This window comes from Tabrizicola sp. (assembly GCF_030694085.1).
Classification (GTDB): domain Bacteria; phylum Pseudomonadota; class Alphaproteobacteria; order Rhodobacterales; family Rhodobacteraceae; genus Tabrizicola.
Genome location: NZ_JAUXZE010000091.1, coordinates 1 through 16,564, shown reverse-complemented (window position 1 = coordinate 16,564; position 16,564 = coordinate 1). Strand labels below are relative to the sequence as shown.

At 62.0% G+C, this 16,564-nt stretch carries 17 protein-coding genes, 1 pseudogene and 2 riboswitches; of the genes and pseudogenes, 16 read left to right on the top strand and 2 right to left on the bottom strand.

Going from position 1 to position 16,564, the window contains the following annotated elements:
- Window positions 1-14 precede the first annotated feature (14 nt).
- Window positions 15-1,130, bottom strand: coding sequence for a tyrosine-type recombinase/integrase (locus tag Q8M85_RS20820; protein WP_371135323.1), 1,116 nt, complete (start codon window positions 1,128-1,130; stop codon window positions 15-17).
- Between the two features lie 165 nt (window positions 1,131-1,295).
- Between Q8M85_RS20820 and Q8M85_RS20815 the strand changes: the two genes are divergently transcribed.
- The 15 genes from Q8M85_RS20815 (at window position 1,296) to Q8M85_RS20745 (ending at window position 14,909) form a co-directional block, all read left to right on the top strand.
- Window positions 1,296-2,144, top strand: a complete 849-nt coding sequence (locus Q8M85_RS20815; RefSeq protein WP_305548279.1) for a DUF1403 family protein — start codon at window positions 1,296-1,298, stop codon at window positions 2,142-2,144.
- A gap of 2 nt (window positions 2,145-2,146) precedes the next feature.
- Window positions 2,147-2,737 (top strand): SMC-Scp complex subunit ScpB, encoded by a 591-nt coding sequence (locus Q8M85_RS20810; RefSeq protein WP_305548276.1) that lies wholly within the window; start codon window positions 2,147-2,149, stop codon window positions 2,735-2,737.
- 127 nt (window positions 2,738-2,864) lie between these two features.
- Window positions 2,865-2,986, top strand: a riboswitch (TPP riboswitch).
- An 84-nt stretch (window positions 2,987-3,070) separates the two neighbouring features.
- On the top strand, window positions 3,071-4,906 hold the full coding sequence (thiC, locus tag Q8M85_RS20805) for a phosphomethylpyrimidine synthase ThiC (RefSeq protein WP_305548273.1): 1,836 nt from the start codon (window positions 3,071-3,073) through the stop codon (window positions 4,904-4,906).
- Window positions 4,903-5,865 (top strand): FAD-dependent oxidoreductase, encoded by a 963-nt coding sequence (locus tag Q8M85_RS20800; RefSeq protein ID WP_305548270.1) that lies wholly within the window; start codon window positions 4,903-4,905, stop codon window positions 5,863-5,865. Before thiC ends, Q8M85_RS20800 begins: the two co-directional genes overlap by 4 nt.
- Entirely contained in the window at window positions 5,855-6,049 is a 195-nt protein-coding gene (gene thiS / locus Q8M85_RS20795; RefSeq protein ID WP_305548267.1) for a sulfur carrier protein ThiS, read from the top strand. Before Q8M85_RS20800 ends, thiS begins: the two co-directional genes overlap by 11 nt.
- Window position 6,050: 1 nt before the next feature.
- Window positions 6,051-6,836: a thiazole synthase gene (locus tag Q8M85_RS20790; RefSeq protein WP_305548264.1), complete on the top strand. Its 786-nt coding sequence runs from the start codon at window positions 6,051-6,053 to the stop codon at window positions 6,834-6,836.
- Between the two features lie 2 nt (window positions 6,837-6,838).
- Window positions 6,839-7,435, top strand: coding sequence for a thiamine phosphate synthase (locus Q8M85_RS20785; protein WP_371135325.1), 597 nt, complete (start codon window positions 6,839-6,841; stop codon window positions 7,433-7,435).
- Window positions 7,432-8,382, top strand: a complete 951-nt coding sequence (locus Q8M85_RS20780) for a HesA/MoeB/ThiF family protein (RefSeq protein ID WP_305548258.1) — start codon at window positions 7,432-7,434, stop codon at window positions 8,380-8,382. The genes Q8M85_RS20785 and Q8M85_RS20780 overlap by 4 nt, the downstream gene beginning before the upstream one ends.
- Window positions 8,379-9,077, top strand: coding sequence for a hydroxymethylpyrimidine/phosphomethylpyrimidine kinase (locus tag Q8M85_RS20775; protein ID WP_305548255.1), 699 nt, complete (start codon window positions 8,379-8,381; stop codon window positions 9,075-9,077). Before Q8M85_RS20780 ends, Q8M85_RS20775 begins: the two co-directional genes overlap by 4 nt.
- Before the next feature lie 112 nt (window positions 9,078-9,189).
- Window positions 9,190-9,822, top strand: coding sequence for a GntR family transcriptional regulator (locus tag Q8M85_RS20770; protein WP_305548253.1), 633 nt, complete (start codon window positions 9,190-9,192; stop codon window positions 9,820-9,822).
- A gap of 91 nt (window positions 9,823-9,913) precedes the next feature.
- Complete coding sequence (bioB, locus tag Q8M85_RS20765; RefSeq protein ID WP_305548250.1) at window positions 9,914-10,906, top strand: biotin synthase BioB; 993 nt, start codon at window positions 9,914-9,916, stop codon at window positions 10,904-10,906.
- Window positions 10,907-10,968: 62 nt separating this feature from the next.
- Window positions 10,969-12,027, top strand: coding sequence for an 8-amino-7-oxononanoate synthase (locus Q8M85_RS20760; RefSeq protein WP_305548247.1), 1,059 nt, complete (start codon window positions 10,969-10,971; stop codon window positions 12,025-12,027).
- Window positions 12,024-12,665 carry a dethiobiotin synthase gene (gene bioD, locus Q8M85_RS20755; protein WP_305548244.1) on the top strand — a complete coding sequence of 214 codons (642 nt, stop codon included), beginning with the start codon at window positions 12,024-12,026 and terminating at the stop codon, window positions 12,663-12,665. The genes Q8M85_RS20760 and bioD overlap by 4 nt, the downstream gene beginning before the upstream one ends.
- Window positions 12,662-13,921: an adenosylmethionine--8-amino-7-oxononanoate transaminase gene (locus Q8M85_RS20750; protein ID WP_305548240.1), complete on the top strand. Its 1,260-nt coding sequence runs from the start codon at window positions 12,662-12,664 to the stop codon at window positions 13,919-13,921. Before bioD ends, Q8M85_RS20750 begins: the two co-directional genes overlap by 4 nt.
- Entirely contained in the window at window positions 13,908-14,909 is a 1,002-nt protein-coding gene (locus tag Q8M85_RS20745) for a beta-ketoacyl-ACP synthase 3 (protein ID WP_305548237.1), read from the top strand. Before Q8M85_RS20750 ends, Q8M85_RS20745 begins: the two co-directional genes overlap by 14 nt.
- A gap of 28 nt (window positions 14,910-14,937) precedes the next feature.
- Here the strand turns inward: Q8M85_RS20745 and bluB are convergent, their stop codons facing one another.
- Window positions 14,938-15,627, bottom strand: a complete 690-nt coding sequence (gene bluB, locus Q8M85_RS20740; protein ID WP_305548234.1) for a 5,6-dimethylbenzimidazole synthase — start codon at window positions 15,625-15,627, stop codon at window positions 14,938-14,940.
- Window positions 15,628-15,670: 43 nt separating this feature from the next.
- Window positions 15,671-15,856, bottom strand: a riboswitch (cobalamin riboswitch).
- A gap of 295 nt (window positions 15,857-16,151) precedes the next feature.
- Here bluB and Q8M85_RS20735 point away from each other — a divergent pair.
- Window positions 16,152-16,564: pseudogene (locus Q8M85_RS20735) on the top strand (hypothetical protein); the annotation flags it as partial.

Here is a 16,564-nt window from a genome sequence, read left to right as displayed (position 1 = left end):
GTGGGGCAGGGGGGTCAAAGCCCGGCCGCCTTGGTCAGGTTTACGCGGAACCGGTCGCGCCGACGCTGGTAGCGCCGGGTCATCTCGGCCGAGGCGTGGCCGAGCTGCTTCTGGACATAGCGCTCATCAACCTCGGCGGATGAGGCAAGGCCCGCGCGCAGGGAGTGGCCCGAGAAAAGGGCGATACGGTCCTTTTCAGGGAGATCAGGGCGCCGGCCCGCCTCTCGGGCGCAGGACTTGATGAGCCGAGCGACGTGCTTATCGGAGAGGCGTTCGTCCGTGGCCTTCAGACCGTTACGCGAGACAGCCACGAAAAGTGGGCCGAAGTCGATCCTTGCGTAATGCAGCCACTGCGTCAGGGCATGGACCGGGCAGGTCTGATCGGATGAGCCGCGGGCGATTTCGACCTCGCGCCAACCGGTCTTGCCGCGCAGGGTGAGGAGCACGCCGTCCTCCAAGATCTCGACCCAGCCGCCTGAGTCAGGCGTGTCATCCTTGCCGTGGTCGAGGCTGACGATTTCAGAGCGACGTAAGCCCCCGGCAAAGCCGATGAGCAGGATGGCGCGGTCACGCAGGCCACGCAGATCGTGGGGCAGGGTGGCCAGCATGTCGCGCAGGTCTTCGGGCAGGATCGCCTCTTTCTGCGTCGGTGGCCGAGCGTGCTTGCGGCGGATGCCGGCCAGTACAGAGGCGATGTGGCGGTCCTTGCGGTCCAGCCGTTCCCCACGCTGTGCGTAGCCCCAGGCCAGGCCCGAGAGGCGGCGTTCGATGGAGGCCACCGAAAGGGGTCGGGACGCCGACTGCGACGGGGTCTTTCCTCCCGGCGCCGCCAGATCGGTGATGTAAAGGCCGATCAGTTGCGCAGACGAGGGCAGGGGATCGGCCCCGCGCATCCGGCACCAACGGGCGAAATGGCTCCAGTCTTTGGCATAGGCTTTAAGCGTGTTCTCCGACGCCGCCTGACGCGCATAGTCGCGCGCAGTGTCGACTAGGCGGTCGAGCGTACCCGAGCCAGCGACATGGGAGGGCAGGGCGATCGTGTCGCGCTCCAGATCAGTGCTGTCGTCCCGTTCATGGCGATCGGGACGTTTCGGGGGTTCTGAAGGTGATTTCTCGGGTGTTTCGGTCATGCTGGTGAGCATACTCTTCTTGTGTCCGATAATGCAAACTTATTGGACATTGTGACGATCCCAAAGCTGCGGCGCTATGCGCACATTTCACTGGCAGAAAGCGCCGCCGCGCTTTATGTTGCTGGCATGGGAAAACCGCGTACCGAGCCTTTGGAAACCTTGCCGATGCTGCCCCCTCTGCCGGGCTGGATCGTCTCTGCGCCGACAGAAACCCTTGAGGCCGCGGCCTTCCGGTCCGGGGCCGCTCTGGCGCATCTGAGCTTGGCGACCGCGACCGAAGACCTGCCCATGGCGCTGTGGCGCGACCGGCTGGCGCTGGCAGCGGCCGATCGCTGCGCCGCGATGGCGGGACGAAGGGAAGGGGAGAGCGCTTTGCGCGATGCGCTGCACCTGACGGGACCGGGCGACGACCCCGGTCCGGCGGGGCGGATCGCACGGCAATGGTCACGCGCGGCGGCGCGGCCGGTTTCGGTCGCGCATCTGGCCAATGCGTTGGAAGGGATAGCGGCAGAGCGGATCGCTCTTTGCCTTGATGCCACCGGACCGACCCCAGTGGACCGCGCGGCGCAGGTCGTCGAGGCGGTGCTAACCGATAGTCCGCGAGCCGAGGTCGCTGCCCTGATCCTGGCCGATGCCGCGTTGGCAAGAGCGTTGGGGGCAACGCATGTGCTGCCGTTTCTGGCGCTGACGCTCAAGCCCCGCGATCTGCGCCTGCGGGGCGATGATCTGCGGCTGGCCTGTCACCGCGCCGTTGTCTCTTCCGTCGGGCAGGCGCTGCCGCTGGCCGGCGATCTGGCCCGGGCGGCGGCCCGCCGTTGGACGGTGGCCCCGAAACTGCGGGCCAAGTCGGCGGGCCGGGCGGTAGATCTGTTCCTATCGCGCGATGCGCTGGCGCCTGCAGCCTTGACCTTCATGTCGGATCGGGCCGCGCGACGGCTCTGCGACCGATTGGTTGCGCTTGGCGCCGTGCGCGAACTGACCGGGCGGGACACGTTTCGCCTGTACGGGGTCTGAGCATGGGGCGGCGCGAGGACACAGACCTTGACCGCGAACTGGCCGACCTGCCGCCCAAGCTGCGCTGGCGGGAATGGATGCGCCGGATCGAGGCGGTGCTGTTTGCAAGCAGCGCCCCGGTGGCGCGGGATGATCTGGCGCGGATCGTGGGGCAAGGGGCCTCGGTCGATCTGTTGATCGAGGATCTGGCGGTCGATCTGGAAGGCCGACCCTATGAGGTGGCGCGGGTGGGCGCAGGCTGGTTGCTGCGCACGAGGCCCGCCTATGCCCCGGCGATCCGCGCGGCGGCGGATGTGGGGGGGCAGGCGCTGAACCTGGCGGAGTTCGATCTGGCCGTGCTGGCGGCGATTGCGTTTCATCAGCCGATCAGCCGCGACGGGTTGAAGGACATCTTCGGACGCGAGATCAGCCGTGACCTGATCGGCAGGCTGGCCGAGCGTGACCTGATCGGCACCGGCCCCCGCGAACCCCGGCGCGGCGCGCCTTATACCTTCGTCACGACGGAAACCTTTCTGGCGGCCTTCGGGATGGAGTCCTTGCGCGATCTGCCGGACCTCGAGCAACTGGACGATGCGGGACTTGCCGCGAAATAAAGGCAGGTCGAGCAGATTCAAAGCCAGTCGCATCAGGTTTGTGCAGTCGTGTTCAGGTCGACATTACCGTTTCAGAAATTGACCGGGAAGCGGCTCTTGACGGGGCGCAGGTGCCTGCTTACAAAATCTGCACTGTCAGGGGAGTCCCGCCAAAGGGACTGAGAGGCTGATGGGGGGCAACCCCGGTGAAGCGACCCTTTGAACCTGACCCAGTTGATACTGGCGTAGGAAGCACAAGCGGTCGCTCTTCTTGTCGGGTTTCCGGCGGGGCGGTTTCGGGATAATCCCGGCTTCTTTCCCTTTATGACGGGTCATCAATGCAAAGAGGCTTTGATGAACCAGACCGACCAGACCACCGCGCTCGCAACTGCACCTGCGTTGCCCGCCGTCACCACCGGGCCGCTGCCCGCCTCTTCCAAACGCTATGAGGCGGGGGTGATTCATCCCGACATTCGCGTGCCGATGCGCGAAATTGCCGTACATCCATCGGCTGGCGAGCCTCCGTTAACCATTTATGATGCCTCCGGCCCCTATACCGACCCGGCGGTGCAAACCGATATTGCCGAGGGGCTGGCCCCCGTTCGCAGCGCGTGGACGGCGGCGCGAGGTGATTGCGAGGGATATGCCGCGCGTAGTGTCCAGCCCGCCGACAACGGCTTTGCAACCGGCACGCGGCTGGTGCCTGGCTTTCCGGTGAAGACCACCCCGCTGCGCGCCATGGGCGGCAAGGCGGTCACGCAACTGGCCTACGCCCGCGCAGGCATCATCACGGCCGAGATGGAATATGTGGCGATCCGCGAGAATTTGGGCCGCCCCGCCGCCCTGCCCACCCCGCGCGACGGCGAGGATTTCGGGGCATCGATCCCGGATCATGTGACCGCCGAATTCGTGCGTCAGGAAATCGCCGCCGGGCGCGCGATTATCCCGGCCAATATCAACCATCCCGAACTGGAACCAATGATCATCGGGCGCAATTTCGCGGTCAAGATCAATGCCAACATGGGCACCAGTGCCGTCACTTCGTCGATGGCCGAGGAGGTGGACAAGATGGTCTGGTCGATCCGTTGGGGCGCCGATACGGTGATGGATCTGTCGACCGGGCGTAACATTCACAACACCCGCGAATGGATACTGCGCAATGCGCCAGTCCCAATTGGCACAGTGCCTCTGTATCAGGCGCTGGAAAAGGTCGATGGTATGGCCGAAAATCTGACATGGGAGATCTACCGCGATACGCTGATCGAACAGGCCGAACAGGGGGTGGACTACTTCACCATCCATGCGGGCGTGCGGCTGCACCACATTCCTCTGACGGTGAACCGGGTGACCGGGATCGTCAGCCGGGGCGGGTCGATCATGGCCAAATGGTGTTTGCACCACCACCGCGAGAGCTTCCTGTATGAGCATTTCGACGAGATCTGCGATATCATGCGGGCCTATGACGTGAGCTTCAGCCTCGGTGACGGGCTGCGCCCCGGTTCAATCGCCGACGCCAACGACGCCGCCCAATTCGCCGAATTGGAAACGCTGGGCGAACTGACCAAAATCGCCTGGGCTAAGGATTGTCAGGTGATGATCGAGGGGCCAGGCCATGTGGCCATGCACAAGATCAAGGCGAACATGGACAAGCAGCTGGCCACCTGCGGCGAGGCGCCGTTTTACACTTTGGGGCCGCTGACCACCGACATTGCGCCGGGCTATGACCACATCACCAGTGCCATCGGTGCCGCGATGATCGGCTGGTTCGGCACCGCAATGCTTTGCTACGTGACACCCAAGGAGCACCTTGGCCTGCCAGACCGCGCCGATGTCAAGGTGGGCGTGATCACCTACAAGATCGCCGCGCATGCGGCCGATCTGGCCAAGGGTCTGCCGGGGGCGCAGGCGCGGGATGATGCCCTGTCGCGTGCGCGGTTCGAATTCCGCTGGGAGGATCAGTTCAACCTGTCGCTCGATCCAGAAACTGCGCGCAGCATGCACGACGAAACCCTGCCGAAAGAGGCGCACAAGACCGCGCATTTCTGTTCGATGTGCGGCCCGAAATTCTGCTCGATGCGGATCAGCCATGACATCCGGGCCGAGGCGCAGAAGAACGGCATGGCAGCCATGGCAGCGAAATTTCGCGAAAAGGGCGAGGTTTATCTGCCAACAGCAGAGGTCGCGGAATGATCACCATTCTGGGGGCGGGGGTCGCGGGGCTGTGCGCCGCGACCGTGCTGGCCGAACGCGGCTATCGCGTGCAGGTGATGGACAGCGGCCCGCAAGCCGCTGGGGCAAGTTGGCTGGCAGGAGGGATGCTGGCCCCCTTCGTCGAGGCAGAAAGTGCCCCGCCCGAGGTGGCGCGTCTGGGTGCCACTGCCGCCGATTGGTGGGCGGCACGCGTACCGGGGGTGGTGCGGCGCGGCACGCTGGTGGTGGCCTTGGCCCGCGACCAGGCCGAGCTTGACCGGTTCGCTGCCCGTACCACTGGCCACGAACGCATCGGTCCAGACCGGATCGCCGGGCTTGAACCCGATCTTGCGGGCCGCTTTGGCAGTGCGCTTTACTACCCCGACGAGGCGCATCTGGATCCCCGCGTCGCTCTCAAGGCGCTGGCGGAGGGATTGCGCAATCGCGGTGTCACGATCACCTATGACACCCATTTTCCGCCAGAACAGGCGGATATCGACTGCCGGGGCATCGCCGCCCGCGATAACCTGTTGGATCTGCGCGCGGTGCGGGGCGAAATGTTGATGCTGCACTGCCGGGACGTGGCGCTGTCGCGTCCGGTGCGCCTGCTGCACCCGCGCTTTCCGGTCTATGTGGTGCCGCGCGACAATGGTCTTTTCATGGTCGGGGCCACGATGATCGAAACTGACGCGACCGGGCCGATGACCCTGCGCAGCGCCAGCGAACTGATGTCGGCGGCCTTTGCCCTGCATCCCGGCTTTGCCGAGGCCGCCATTTTGGAAATGGGCAGCGGGTTGCGCCCGGCCTGGCCCGACAATCTGCCCCGGCTGACGCAAGCGGCGGGGCGCTGGCATCTGAACGGATTGTATCGCCACGGTTTTCTGACCGCCCCGGCGCTGGCCGGGCAGTTGGCTGACATGCTTGCCCCGACCCGACAGGAGGCCGCCCTTGCGTATTGATCTCAACGGCACCGCAACCGAGGTCGCCGCCCGCACACTTGCCGAGGCTCTGGCCGAACTCGGCTACGCAGGCGCGCTTGCCACGGCGCTGAATGGCAGCTTTGTGGCTGCCACCGCCCGCGCCGAAACGTCGCTGCACGATGGCGACCGGGTCGAAGTGCTGGCCCCGATGCAGGGGGGATAGGATGCAGCTTTTTGACATTGAGCTGACCTCGCGGCTGCTGCTGGGCACGGCGCAGTATCCCTCGCCGCAGGTGTTGACCGAAGCGATTTCCGCCTCGGGTTGCGGCGTCATCACTGTCTCATTGCGCCGGGAAACCGCAGGCTCCGGCAAAGCAAACGGCTTTTGGCCGCTGTTGAAGGCCACAGGCGCGCGCATTCTGCCCAACACCGCCGGATGCCATTCGGCGCGTGAGGCGATCACCACCGCGCAGATGGCGCGCGAGGTTTTTAGCACCAACTGGATCAAGCTGGAGGTAATCGGCAATGCCGACACCCTGCAACCCGATCCGTTCGCGCTGCTCGAAGCTGCGCGCATCCTTTGCGCCGAGGGTTTCGCGGTGTTCCCCTATACCACCGAGGATATAATCGTCGCCGAACGTCTGCTCGACGCCGGGTGCCGGGTGTTGATGCCTTGGGGTGCGCCGATCGGAACGGGCCGCGGTCTGCGGAATGTGGACGCGCTGATCAGAATGCGCGGGCATTTTCCCGGCGTCCCGTTGATTGTTGATGCGGGGATCGGCGCGCCAAGTCAGGCGGCCAAGGCGATGGAAATCGGGTTTGACGCAGTGCTTTTGAACACCGCCGTCGCCAAGGCGGGCGATCCTGTAGCCATGGCGCGGGCCTTCGGGCAGGCGGTCGCGGCGGGGCGGTTGGCGTTTGAGGCGGGGCTGATGCCACCGCGCGACATGGCGGTGCCCTCAACCCCGGTGTTGGGCATGGCTGATCTGGGGTTGGGGGGGATGCGATGATCCTGCCCCGCTTTTACCCGGTGTTGCCCGATGCCGCGATGATCGCCCGGCTGGTGCCTTTGGGCGTGCGTCTGGTCCAGCTGCGCTTCAAGGGTGATGCTTGCGATATCAATGCACAGATCGCGGCCTCGTTGGCTATCTGTGCCCAGTATGGCGCACAGTTGGTCGTAAACGACTATTGGCAGGAGGCGTTAGATCAGGGCGCGGATTTCATCCACCTGGGGCAAGGTGATCTGGGCAGCGCAGATTTCGTCGCCATCGCCCGCGCCGGGGCGAGGCTGGGGATTTCCACCCATGACAGGGTGGAACTGGACAGAGCACTTGCCCTGTCGCCCGCTTATATCGCGTTGGGTCCGATTTGGGCCACGCTGCTCAAACAGATGCCATGGCGGCCGCAGGGGCCTGACAAGCTGACGCGCTGGAAAACGCGGATAGGTGAGATTCCGCTGGTGGCCATCGGCGGACTCACGCCCGCACGTCTGCCCGAGGTTTTTGCAGCAGGGGCAGATGTCGCGGCCGTCGTCACTGATCTGGTCACGGCATCCGACCCTGAGGCACAGACCCGCCTCTGGATAAACTCCGTCGGTGCCAGACCATGAGCCGTTACGCGCGTCAGATGCAAGTGTGTGGTGTTGGGGCCAAGGGCCAAACCCTTTTGAACGCGTCGCATGCTTTGATCGTTGGCGCTGGCGGCCTCGGCTGCACCGCGATTCCCGCACTGGCAGCGGCGGGGGTGGGGCGGTTGACGATCATCGACCCCGATTGCGTGGAGCTGACCAACTTGCACCGGCAATTGCTTTACGACGCGTCCGATATCGGCCAACCCAAGGCGATGGTGGCTGCCAGTCGCGCCCGCAAGTTGAACGCCGCCTGCGAGGCCGGGGCGCTGATGGTGCGTCTTGATCCGGGCAATGCTCCCGATCTTATCGCATCGGTGGACGTGGTTGTGGACGCCGCAGATAGCTTTGCCGTTACATACACTCTGTCCGACCTTTGCAGGGCTACGGGCAAGCCGATGATTTCGGCTTCGGTGATTGGGCGGACAGGCTATGCGGGGGGCTTTTGCGGACCGGCCCCCGGCTACCGTGCAGTTTTTCCCGACCTTCCCAACCAAGCAGCAAGCTGTGCCAGTGCCGGGGTAATGGGTCCTGCCGTGGCCGCCCTCGGCGCGGTACAGGCGCAGATGGTGCTTTCGGTGCTGATCGGGCTTGAGCCAAGCCCGCTCGGTCGGATTGTTACGTTGGACATGGAAAGTTGGCGTTTTGGCGGTTTTGGGTTTGAGAACGCCACCGAGGCCCCCGGTTTTGGTTTTGTTTCCGCACAGCAGATTACCGCCACCGATACGGTGATCGACCTGCGCCCGGCGGGGTCCGTGCGCGTTTTCCAAGGTGCCCAGATATTGGCTCCGGGGGATCTCGTCGACTGGCCAATCCCCTTTGGCCGGGTCGTGCTGTGCTGTGCAACTGGCTTGCGGGCTTGGCGCGGCGCACAGGTTTTGGCGGAAAGGGGGGCGGTGAAGCTGGCCTTGCTGGCAGACGGACAATGACTGTGCTTCTTATCGGAGGATTGGACAGTTCAACCGGCGCGGGCCTTGCGCGGGATCTCGCGGTGATGTGCGATCATGATATGACAGCACGTGTGGCGGCAACGGCGGTGACGGCACAGGATTCCGCAGGGGGCTGTAGCATTCACCCGATTCCTGCAACGCTTGTTGCTGCTCAGATTCGTGCGGCCGGTCAGGTGCGAGCGGCCAAGACGGGGATGCTGGCCAATGCAGACATCGTCCACGCCATCGCCGAGACTCTGCCCGAGGTGCCATTTGTCATTGACCCGGTTCTGGCGACAAGTGCTGGCGCGAAACTGCTGGAAAGGGCTGGCTGCGCGGCAATGATCGCTCGGTTGATCCCGCGCGCAACTTTGGTGACACCAAACTTGCTTGAAGCCGCCCAGCTGACCGGTCTCAAAAGCGATGCGGAAATTGCCACCTTAGCTGCGGGTTTCTTCGCCATGGGCGCACGGGCGGTTCTGATCAAAGGAGGTCATGCAGACGGCCCGGAAGCGGTCGATTGGCTGCTTCGTCCCGGTTCAGCCCCACTTCGATTTGCTTCGTCACGAAAACCCGGCAGTCGCCGCGGTACGGGTTGCACGCTTGCCAGCGCAATTGCTGTGCACTTGGCCAGGGGGCATGATTTGGCGACAGCATGCGAATATGCGAAGCGCTATCTTTCAGACTGGCTATGACGCTGACATGCCGCGCGCAGCTGAGGTTCGGGCAGCTCAGAGGGACTTTCGTGCAAATCCACACGCTTGCATGGCAGTTGGAATCCGGATCACTTGTAGATAAACTAAACTTATGTCTGTCAGCCCTGATCCCACACTTGTCGATCGCATCGTGTCTGTCCTTGCCGCCGAGATTGAGACTGGCGAACTGTCTGCCGGATCGCGCCTGCTGCAGAACGATTTGGCATCACGGTTTTCTGCAAGTCATGTGCCTGTGCGAGAAGCGTTCCGGCGACTCGAAGCCATGGGACTGGTGCAATCCCTGCCGCGGCGAGGTGCGCGGGTAGCTGCCGTTGACGCACAATTGTATTTCGAAGCTATAGAAATGCGGGCCGTTCTTGAAAGTCTCGCGCTTGTACACGCGCGAGCCCACTACGCGCCTGGGCATCTCGCCAAGATCGCCGAGGCTGATCTTGTCTGCAATAGTGCCATGACCGCCGGTGACTGGGAAAAGGCAAATAGGAATTTCCATCAGTTGCTGATCGATCCCTGTCCGATGCCCGGACTTCTGGCAGAGATAGGGCGATTGCACTCAGTGCTCCGTCGAGGCGTTGCGCATTTGGGTGGACGACAGACCCTGTCCTTTCCCCGTGAGGATCGCGATCATAAGATCATCCTGTCGTCCTTACGCGAAGCCCAGATCGATCGGGCCGCCGGAATTTTGGCTTCACATATCCGCAAGGGTCATCTTAGAAAGATTTTATAGATAATTTTTATGGATGTGCGATTCCTGTGGATAAAAAATAGATATTTTGGCATTCCTTAGCCGTTCGGAGCGCCGAAAAAGGGAACAGACGATGCCGAGGGACACGCAACCTGCTGAAATTAATACTGGATGGACCCGCGCAGAAGCTGAGGCAATCTACAACCAACCCTTTGTGGACCTGCTGTTTCAGGCCCAGACCGTGCATCGTGCACATTTCGATCCCAACAAAATTCAAATGAGCCGTCTCCTTTCGGTGAAGACCGGCGGCTGCCCGGAAGATTGCAGCTATTGCAGCCAGTCGGCGCGCAACGGCTCTGCCCTGAGCGCTTCCAAGCTGATGGAGGTGGAGCGTGTGATCGCCGAGGCGCGCAAGGCGAAAGCAGCAGGTGCCACACGTTATTGCATGGGCGCAGCCTGGCGCAGCCCAAAGGAGCGCGACATGCCGGCCATCGAGGCCATGGTGCGCGGCGTGCGAAAGCTGGGCATGGAGACCTGCATGACGCTGGGCATGCTGGATGACAGCCAGGTGCTGAGGCTGAAAGATGCGGGGCTTGATTACTATAATCACAACATCGACACGTCAGAGGCATTTTACCCAAAGATCATTACCACCCGCAGTTTTGCCGATCGCATTGACACTCTTTCCCGCGTGCGCGAGGCCGGGATCAGTGTGTGTTCAGGTGGTATCGTCGGCATGGGCGAAACCGCGGGCGACCGGATCGACATGCTGGTGGCTCTGGCCACGCTTCCGGAACACCCTGAAAGCGTGCCGATCAACATGCTGATCCCGATTGCGGACACGCCTTTGGCCAATGCCGCGCCGGTGGACCCGCTTGACTTTGTGCGCGTGATAGCGCTTGGCCGTATCCTTATGCCGAAAAGCCATATGCGGCTTTCGGCGGGTCGGACCGGTATGAGTGACGAGATGCAAGCATTGTGTTTCTTTGCAGGTGCCAATTCGCTATTTATGGGTGATACGCTGCTGACCGCCGCCAATCCCGGAGAAGACCGGGATCGGAAACTGTTCGACAGGCTCGGCCTGCAGCCACAGGCACTGCAAGACTCTACAGACATTGGTGCATGAACTTGCTTGCGCAACAGCGCGGCTTGCTCGAGAGCTTGACGCAGCGAGACCGGCGACGCACGTTGCGGCCTGTCGCGGGCTTTGACTTTGCCTCGAACGATTATCTCGGGCTGGCGGGATCCACCCTTGTACGCCGTCTGACAAAAGCTGCGTTGGAACGGGGCATTTCTCCCGGATCGGGCGCAGCGCGCCTGTTGCGCGGCAATCATCACAGCTTTTCGGCGCTGGAATATCACGCCGCACGTCACTTTGGCAGTGGCTCTTCGCTGTTTTTCGGGTCGGGCTACGCAGCCAATCTGGCGATTTTCGCGGCTCTTCCGGCGGCGCGCGACCTGGTACTGCACGATGCATTGATCCATGCCAGTGCGCTGGACGGGATGCGGCTTGGAGCAGCAGAAACCCGCAACTTCCGCCACAATGACGTTCAATCGGCCCGGGACACGCTTCAGAACTGGCGCGCAGGCGGTGGCAAGGGCCAGATTTGGCTGGCGGTCGAAAGCCTTTATTCCATGGACGGCGATTTCGCACCGCTGGCCGACCTTGCAACGCTGGCAACCGAAGAATCCGCGTTCCTGATCGTGGACGAGGCCCATGCGACGGGTATCTGGGGGCCGGAAGGCCGGGGCCTTGCCGCACCCTTCGCGCATCTGGAAAACGTGGTGACCCTGCACACCTGCGGCAAGGCGCTCGGGCTCCAGGGCGCTCTGGTCTGCGCCGATCCGGTTCTAGTTGATTTGCTGGTGAACCGCGCCCGCAGCTTCATCTATTCTACGGCGCCCTCGCCTCTCTTGGCCGAAGTGCTGCGCGATGTGCTGACCCATCTGGAAAACGATCCCTCGCGCCGTATTGACTTGTTGTCGCGTGTAGCACGGGCGAGAGGTTTGGCGCGTGATATCGGCATTCCCCCATCGCGCAGTCAGATTCTGCCGGTCATTCTGCCGGGCGATGCCGCATGCCTTGCCGTTGCGGCTCGGCTGCAGGGGCTGGGTTTTGATGTCTGTGCCATCCGTTCCCCGACCGTCCCAAAAGGGGCGGAACGGCTGCGCCTGTCGCTGACCCTCAACCCTGATGATGCAGCACTGGTGGCTGTCTTCGCAGCGCTGCAGGAGACTACTCAATGACGGCTTTTGTAGTGACCGGCACTGATACCGGCATCGGCAAGACGGTGTTTGCTGCCGGACTGGCCAAGCGGCTTAACGCTACCTATTGGAAGCCCGTGCAATCGGGACTGGAAGAAGAGACCGACAGCCAGATCGTCTCGCGCCTGTCCGGCCAGCCTGTTCATGCTGAGACTTACCGGCTCCAACTGCCTGCGTCGCCCCATATTGCGGCTGCACGAGAGGGCGTGACCATCGATGACCGCGTCCTGACCTTGCCGTCTCAACGCCCGCTCGTGATCGAGGGCGCGGGCGGATTGATGGTGCCGCTGAATGACCAGGTCACTTTTCTTGATATGTTCGCGCGCTGGCAGTTGCCGATAATTCTCTGCGCGCGCACATCACTTGGGACCATCAACCATAGCTTGCTCTCTATCGCCGCGCTGCGGTGGGCGGGCGTGGCTCTTCATGGTGTCGCTTTCATCGGCAAGCCCGAGCCGCATGTCGAAGCCACCATTTGTCGCATAGGTGAAGCCCGCCATCTGGGCCGATTGCCTTGGTTGGACGCCGTCACCGTAGACAGTCTGAGCGCGGGATTTGATGCGGCCTTCGCTGTCGATGTATTTGCCACGATGGCCCCCAATTCCGGGTCGCGCTCATGAACCCGCCAAAGGCCTCGCCAATCTGGCACCCCTTCACACAGCACGCGTTGTTCCCACAAATGCGCGCCATCGCTTCCGCATCTGGTGCTTGGTTGACCGATGTGTCGGGACAGCGGGTATTTGATGCGGTGTCTTCGTGGTGGGTGGTGACGCATGGCCACTGCGACCCGCATATCGTAGAGGCAATCCGCGATCAGGCTGGAAAGCTGGATCAGGTCATTTTTGCCGGGCATACCCACGAACCGGCGGAACGATTTGCACAAAAGCTGCTGAACCGTTTGCCCGCCGGACTGACACGCTTGTTCTTTTCCGACAGTGGGTCCACCGCGGTTGAGGTGGCAATCAAGATGGCGCTTGGCCATTTCCGCCATCGGGGCGAGGCACGACATCGCATTCTAGTGATGGAAAACGGCTATCACGGCGACACCGTCGGCACCATGTCGGTGGGCGAACGCGGTGCCTTCACCCAGCCCTATGATCCGCTTCTGTATGCGGTGGACCGCCTGCCTTTCCCCGCACCGGGACGGGAACAGGCGACCCTCGATGCCCTGGAACACCTCGCCCGCGACCCTCTGACCGCCGCGCTGCTGGTCGAGCCGCTGGCGCTTGGCGCCGGGGGCATGCTGTTCTATCCGCCCGCCATTCTGACCGAAATGGCGGCGATCTGCGCCCGCAATAGCGTGCTGCTGATCGCGGATGAGGTGATGACCGGCTGGGGCCGCACCGGGCGCTTCCTGGCCTGCGACCATGCGGGCGTGGTGCCGGATATCCTGTGCCTGTCGAAAGGCATTACAGGGGGGCATCTGCCACTGGCAGCAACACTTTGCCGCGAGGAAATATTCCAGTCGCACTGGTCAACCGACCGGCGGCGCACCTTTTTCCACTCTTCCAGTTACACAGCCAATCCCATCGCCTGTGCCGCGGCATTGGCCAATCTGGAACTCTGGGAGCGTGAGCCTGTGCAGGCGCGCATCGACGCGGTTTCGGTCATGCAGGCGGCAGGGCAGACCAAGCTGGCAGCGCATCCGAAGATCAGCGGAGCGCGACAGTTGGGTACAATTCTTGCGGTTGAGATTGGCGAAGGTGGCTATCTTTCTGAGTGTGGGCCCGACCTCCTCCGTTTTTTCAGTACACGAAATCTGCTGATCCGACCGCTGGGCAATACTGTCTATCTGTTGCCACCCTATTGCAGCACGGCGGCCGAACTTACTGCCTGCCATGATGCGATTTTGGACGCCGCCGATGCGTTTGGTTGAGCGCGGCGTTGTCATGGCAGGATTCGGCCACTATCTGCCCGAGCGCCGGGTTGCGAATGTCGAGATCGAGGCCGAGTTGGATCTGCCGCCTGGCTGGATTGAAGCGCGCAGCGGTATCCGCGCCCGCCACTATGCAACACCCGATCAGGCGGTGAGCGATCTGGCCATCCCGGCTGGGAAAATGGCACTGGAAGTAGCGGGCGCTATGCGCGATGAAGTAGGGCTGCTGCTGCTTGCAACTTCCACGCCGGATCACTTGCTTCCTCCTACCGCACCTTTGGTCGCGCATCGTTTGGGGTTGGGCTGCGGCGCGGTTGATTTGGCAGGGGCCTGCGCCGGTTTCCTGCACGCGCTTGTACTGGCTGCAGCTCATGTGCGGACCACCGGACAGTCGGTTCTGGTTATCGCGGCCAATCTGCTGTCGCGACGTATTGAGCCGACAGAAGTTGCAAGCCGCGTTCTGTTTGGCGATGCGGCGGGGGCGGTCCTGTTACGTCCAGTTGCGGACCCGGCGCTTGGGCTGCGATCAGTAGTCTTGAGATCGGACGGCTCTGGATATGATATGATCCGCATTGACCGCGGTGGTTCTCGCTTGCCTTTCTCCGCGACCGGCGTTGATGGGCTTTCCATGCGAATGCCTGATGGCAAGGCGGTATTCGAACGCGCAGTGGATGGAATGGTCAGGTCTGCCAATGAGGCCTTGAGCTCTGCCGGGCTTGTCGCAGCAGACATTTCAACCTGGGCTCCGCATCAGGCAAACCAACGTATCATCGACAAAGTTAGGCAACGGCTTTGCCTGCACACGGCGAATTGCCTCGGGACATTGGCCGAGCACGGCAACTCCTCGGCAGCGACAATTCCGCTGGCCCTATCTATACACGTCGCAGCAAACGGCTCTCTGGATTCAGGACGGATGCTGTTCTCAGCCTTCGGAGCTGGGACACTTTGGGGGTCGGCTATTTGGGTGCACGCCAACAAACAGCGATGAGCTCTCAGATTTGCCGGCATGCGGGGTGTCATTTTTTGAGTGTCAGTCCCCATCCATCGCGAAAAACGAGATCGTCAAGTGGCAAACGCTGTCCCCATCCTTTCACAGCAAGTTCAGGCATGTCGTAAAGTACGTCAACATAGCCGAGGCACAGATATGCCACTGGAATTACTTCAGGCGGCAAGTTGAGGACCTGCCGTACATCTGCTTCTCGAAAAATGCTGACCCAACCAACACCAATTCCTTCGGCGCGCGCGGCGAGCCAGAGATTCTGCACGGCGCAAACTGTTGAGTACAGGTCCATATCCGGTGCATGCGTACGACCCAACACCACCGGGCCGCCCCGGCTACGGTCGCAAGTGATACAGAGATTGACTGGGGCCTCGGTGATACCTTGCAACTTTAAAGCTGAATAAGGCGTGCGGCGGTCTTCGGGAAACATTTTAACAGCTTCGGCGTTGGCGCGGTCAAAGGCAGTGCGCATTCTGCCCTTTATGTCTCGGTCTGCGATCACAATAAAATTCCACGGTTGCATGAAGCCGACCGACGGTGCGTGATGTGCAGCGGTCAAGAGGCGCATTAGAATATGCTCTTCAATATGTCGTTCGGTGAATTGGCTGCGTACATCCCGTCGGGAAAAGATCGCACGATACACTGCTTCGCGCTCGGTCTCTGAGAAGGGTGCGGCTGATTTCAGATGGTCGTTCAAATTTGACATGTGTCCCCTGCAGGCTGAAAGCGAGAGCAACCGCCGGCCTTCGGCACTCTCGGTTTCGTCTGGCCGGTCTTCTGACTTGGCTTCGCTCCGAACAGCGCCTTCCCGGCTTTGCGCCAGTGGCATTTGCGGTTCGGTCCACCTTACAGCGTTGGGCACGTTGCGGATTTACACCGCATTCCCGATTATCCTTCCGCGTCTGCGGGGAGGCACCAGACTTTTCAAGTATGCAGGGACTGGCATAAGCTTGCAACCTACTCAGCGAAGAATGTTGACCCCGGACCAAGGCGCCCGGATAGGGCAATCTGCCCGTAAGTCAGATTTACTCCAGAACCATGACTGAAGGCGCATACCGGGGGTTTCACCATATGTTTCCGATGGTTAGCCCCTCTTTTGCGCCCTTGCGATTAATTCCTGACTATTTTAATCTACATTGACAGATTCAAGGCTCATCCTTATGAACACGGTCAAGCCAGCATCCCGCAAGCCCTATGAATTCAACCCGCGCCTGGCGCGAAGGAGGGGCGATGCTGCTCACAAAACCGAAAACTTTCCTCACGGCCCTAGTGACGGGCGGACTTGTCTGGGCGACCGCCTCATTTGCCGAAAACATCACAGTAACCGACATGGCTGGCCGCACAGTCGACGTGCCACACGGCGCAGAGCGGATCATTCTGGGCGAGGGCCGCATGATGTATGCGGTCGCCCCCTTGATGACGAAAGATCCGTTCAAACGCATCCTGGGCTGGTGTCGCGTAGCCCTTAAATGCGGTATACGAAAGTCAACGAAATCAATGGGGGGAGTGGACAAAACATGGGGGTCATGCCGCGCGTTTTCTGTTTGCGACGGTCAGCCGACCATCGAGAACTGCGGCCCTTGTGACGGCTACTCGGTGAGCCCCTTTGGGCGACCACCGCATCCTTCTGCGCTTTCCCATGC